Source organism: Pseudomonas sp. SWRI68 (genome assembly GCF_014269165.1).
GTDB classification, from domain to species: Bacteria; Pseudomonadota; Gammaproteobacteria; order Pseudomonadales; family Pseudomonadaceae; genus Aquipseudomonas; species Aquipseudomonas capeferrum.
The window spans coordinates 1-345 of sequence record NZ_JABWRU010000071.1 but is presented as its reverse complement, the minus strand read 5'-3'; the positions used below and the strand labels follow the sequence as shown (position 1 = coordinate 345).

The 345-nt window shown below is 58.0% G+C and carries 1 protein-coding gene; it reads left to right on the top strand.

Annotated features, from left to right (window positions below; genetic code table 11):
- The coding region (locus HU770_RS27385; protein WP_186666603.1) for an immunoglobulin-like domain-containing protein at window positions 1-345 on the top strand (345 nt) is incomplete at both ends.

Below are 345 nucleotides of genomic sequence, written 5' to 3'. Positions count from 1 at the left end.
CTGGGTATCAAATCGGCAGCAGACATCGATGGTCGCGCCTTCGAGAACTTGCAACTGGGTGATGCCGCGTCGGTTAAAGTCACCGACACCACCGACGATGTTATCGCCAAGCTGACCGCTACCCCTTCGGTGACCGAAGGTGGCGAGATCACCTATACCGTTACGCTGACCAACAAAGACGGTCTGCCGATCGATAACCACTCGCCGTTGTACTTCACCCTGAGTGACGGCAAAACGGTCATCACTGTGCCGGCCAACAGCACCTCGGGCTTCGTCACCGTTACCGCGCCTGACAACGTTTACGTTGGGACCAACGCGCCGGTAGAGCAGAGCCTGCAAGCAGTC